This is a genomic window from Sphingomonas sp. GC_Shp_6, from assembly GCF_026540835.1.
Taxonomy (GTDB): Bacteria; Pseudomonadota; Alphaproteobacteria; order Sphingomonadales; family Sphingomonadaceae; genus Sphingomonas.
The window spans coordinates 1-3,549 of the sequence record NZ_JALNUO010000037.1; the positions used below are offsets into that span (position 1 = coordinate 1).

3 protein-coding genes are annotated in these 3,549 nt (G+C 61.6%); 1 reads left to right on the forward strand and 2 read right to left on the reverse strand.

The genetic code is table 11. The annotated features are described in order from the left end of the window. Positions 1-471, forward strand: a 471-nt coding sequence (locus OXQ95_RS18520) for an IS6 family transposase (RefSeq protein ID WP_267383086.1), incomplete at its 5' end; no start/stop codon positions are given. 747 nt (positions 472-1,218) lie between these two features. Here OXQ95_RS18520 and OXQ95_RS18525 read toward each other — a convergent pair. After that, a complete protein-coding gene (locus OXQ95_RS18525; RefSeq protein WP_267383089.1) occupies positions 1,219-1,716 on the reverse strand; it encodes a heme-degrading domain-containing protein in 498 nt (165 codons plus the stop codon). Then, positions 1,707-2,777: an oxidoreductase gene (locus tag OXQ95_RS18530; protein ID WP_267383091.1), complete on the reverse strand. Its 1,071-nt coding sequence runs from the start codon at positions 2,775-2,777 to the stop codon at positions 1,707-1,709. Before OXQ95_RS18530 ends, OXQ95_RS18525 begins: the two co-directional genes overlap by 10 nt. Between the last annotated feature and the right edge of the window lie 772 nt (positions 2,778-3,549).

Consider the following 3,549-nt stretch of genomic DNA (forward strand, 5'->3'; position numbering starts at 1 on the left):
TGGCGGTGGCACCTGGACGAGATGTACGTGAAGCTGAACGGCGAGATGGTGTACCTCTGGCGAGCGGTCGATCACGAGGGCGAGATCCTCGAGAGCTACGTCACGAAGACGAGGGACAAGGACGCAGCGCTGACCTTCATGAAGAAGGCGCTGAAGCGTCACGGCAGCCCTGACAAGGTCACCACCGATGGGCTTCGCTCCTATGGTGCGGCGATGAAGGAGCTTGGCAACGCCGACAAGCAGGAGGTGGGTCGCTGGGCCAACAACCGGGTGGAGAACAGCCACCTGCCGTTCCGACGACGGGAGCGGGCGATGGTGCGCTTCAGGCGGATGAAGACGCTACAGAAGTTCGCCTCGGTCCACGCCAACGTCCACAACCACTTCAGCCTCGAACGCCACCTCGTCGCCCGCCAGACCTACAAGGAACGACGCTCCGCCGCGCTGGCGGAGTGGCAGGTTCTCGTGAGCTAGGCAGATGCGTACAAAGCGCGACGTGCATCGTGTGGAGACGGGTTCGCGTTAGACTGACAGCACCGCCAGTGCCCCTTAATAAGTCCCTGAACTTACTGCGCTCTTTGGCGTGATGCTCGTGATTCTCCCTCAATATCTCCCTCAGGACAGATCGACTGGTGGCGACCATCGGCGAACACAGCGGGACGATTGAGGTCTGAGCTAGACATAGCCAGCGCGTGACTCGTTTGAAACGAAACGAGGCCCGTCGCCCCGGTTACCAGGGAGAGCCGTCCGCATACATGGTGGAAAGCGGTCCGGCCGCTTTAGGATGCTGCCGCGGCCAAAACTCGCGCACAAAAGGCCTGAGAACAGGAAGGGAGGCCTGAACCAACGTTTGCTTTCGGACTGCGTCGAACCTGCATGAGCGGCCGACTTGGGTCACCTCGACCAGGTCACCTCTTCATGTAGGCAAAATCATTCATGGTCGCACGGATCGATCGTGTTCTGCTTCCAACGTCGGGAAAAAGCTGCATGCGGATGATTACTGCTCCTCCAGGCTGAAAGTTTTCCCGTGCCCACACGTCGAATAGGTTGGCAGGGCGATATAGTCGCAGCAGAAATCGTGATTGCCGTTCCGCGCTCCCTTGGCCATCGGACGCGACCCTTCTTAACCGATAGCGCAGGTATGAGCCTCCGAATTTCGAGCGTGCAGGCCAGCATGGATAGACCGCGCCTGCCATCGGCGACAGCGTCATCTAACGGACATCATCCATCGGGCAGGACCAGCGCCTCGACGTCATGTCCTATGACCGCAGCCAGCGCGCGGACGACCAGCTGATGATCGTCACGTTGTGGTAGCCCCGAGACAACCGCTGCACCGATCACCCCCGCACCGGCAAGGGTGAGGGGAAAACCACCGCCATGTTCGGCAAAATCGGTCAGCGGTAAGCCATAGCGGTTCGCCAGAGTGTCATTCTTCGCAGCCAGCTCGCGACCCACGCGATAGCTCGATCGATGATATCGCTCGACGACATTGCGCTTGCGACGCGCCCACTCGATGTTGTCGGGCGTCGACCGCGGCAATGCGCTGAAGAACAGCTGGCGGTGGAACAGCCCGATGTCGATGACGATTGGAAGGGCGTCGGTATTTGCCCACTCGCGAAGCAACGAGCCAAGCCGCCAGGCTATGTCCTCGTCGAAACGGTCGAGAACCAGCGTCTCCTCCTGACGCGCGATCGCTTCGAGGAGCGCACTCAACGCCATTGCACCCGCTCCTCAGAACATAGCGGCAGCTCTATCGCCTTTCCATCGTCTGACGACCGTTTTGCCGCATCCAGCACCGCCATTACCGCCAACGCTTCCAGCATCGATACCGGGGGAGGCCCGGAGCCCGCGAGCGCGGCGGCCATCGCGACATAGAATTGCCGCTGATCACCCCGCAGCGACGGCTGTTCGCGCGAGGCACCGACGCCGTCGTGGACGACGAGGGGATCAGGATCCTCGCCCCAGCCGACCGTGCCTGGCGTCATGCCGGCAAGGAGCTGCGACTCCTGCGGGTCGGCTGCGTGTTTGACGAGGGTGCCACGCGTGCCTTGCACGACAAAGCGGTGAGTGCCGCCTGCGACTAGCATGCTGGCGTGGAGGATCACGCGGCGTCTCCCGTAGGAGAGGATCACATGCGCCCAGTCGTCGATCTGAGCGCCCGAACGCTGGGCTGCCAGGGAGGCAAGGACCCGATCGGGCAGGCCGAAGAGCTGTAGCGCCTGATCGATCAGGTGTGGGCCTAGATCGAACCAGATGCCAGCACCCGGGCCGGCACGTTCGCGCCATCGATCGCGTACGTCAGGTCGAAAGCGATCGATGTGGGATTCGAAATGTACGACGTCACCGATCGTGCCGGCTTCGACGGCAGCGCTAACGGTCAGGTAATCGCTGTCCCAGCGCCGGTTGTGGAAGACGCAGAGGAGCCGATTGGCATCCACCGCCAACTGCGTCACCGCGCGTGCTTCAGTAAGGTCGAGCGCAAAGGGTTTGTCGAGAACGACATGCTTTCCTGCCGCCAGCGCCGCCTTGGCCAGAGGCGCGTGCGTCTCGTTGGGGGTGGCGATTACCACCAGTTCTATCGCCGGGTCGGCGAGCATGGCTTTCGTTTCTGGATAGATTGTCACGTCGGGCAGATCGGCATGCACCTTCGACGCGTCGCCGGACACGACCGCGCACAGGTCGAGACCCTCCACGGCACCGATCAGCGGCGCATGGAACGTCTTTCCAACGAAGCCATAGCCGATCAAACCGACGCCGATCGGATGGTTGGATTGCACCACGCATTTTCTCCTGAAAATTGTTACTGTGTCGTTCGGCTAGATGGTCCGATCGCGTCCCGCGAGCGTCGCAAACACGATCACACGTGCAAATGCCGATGGGCAGCATCAGCGTGCGGCTCAGCCGCCGGCCATCGTGCAGGACACCAACCAGCAGCGCCCCGGTGGCGGCGCCGACATAGCCGACGAACTGCGCCTTGCCCGACAGCGCGCCCGCCGGGTGGTGATTGCTAGCTCCTCCGTTGCCAGCATGAACAAATGTCAGAAGTTGGGGAGCCGAAAACAGGCTGCGAATGGCCGGAACTGGGTCGTTGTTGCCACGAGCAGCTTACCGACCAGCGCTAACGGGCGGAGCTTGCTCCTGTGCAGTTCTTTCAGCTTCACATTCGTCGCCCGCTCCCGTGTCGCCACGCGACTTCCTGAGCTTTGGCGGACGGCATTGCTTCAAACCCTCACGTAGGTTTATCCAGTGCTGATGATTGTCCTATTTAAACGGTTGTACAATACGGGCGAGAGCCGTCGGTTGGTGACAAATCCGTTGTGGGAGAGCGTCACCCGCGCTGTAGGGGGCCTTGTCGGCAACGATCATATCGAAGCACGATAGTGCGGATCACTCCGTACCACGGTCTGGCTTCGCGCAAGACCGAACGGTTCTGTCAGACCAACGTGGCATGCAGGGCAGGAGGCTGATAACGGCCGCTGATGCCCCGCCGTTCACGTGCCCTGCCGCCATCGCCGTTTCGCCGCTTCAACTCGTCGCCTGAGGTGATCCGCT

Excerpts from the sequence above, each read along its gene's own strand:
- OXQ95_RS18525 (WP_267383089.1), bottom strand. The coding sequence starts at position 1,716 with ATGGCGTTGAGTGCGCTCCTCGAAGCGATCGCGCGTCAGGAGGAGACG.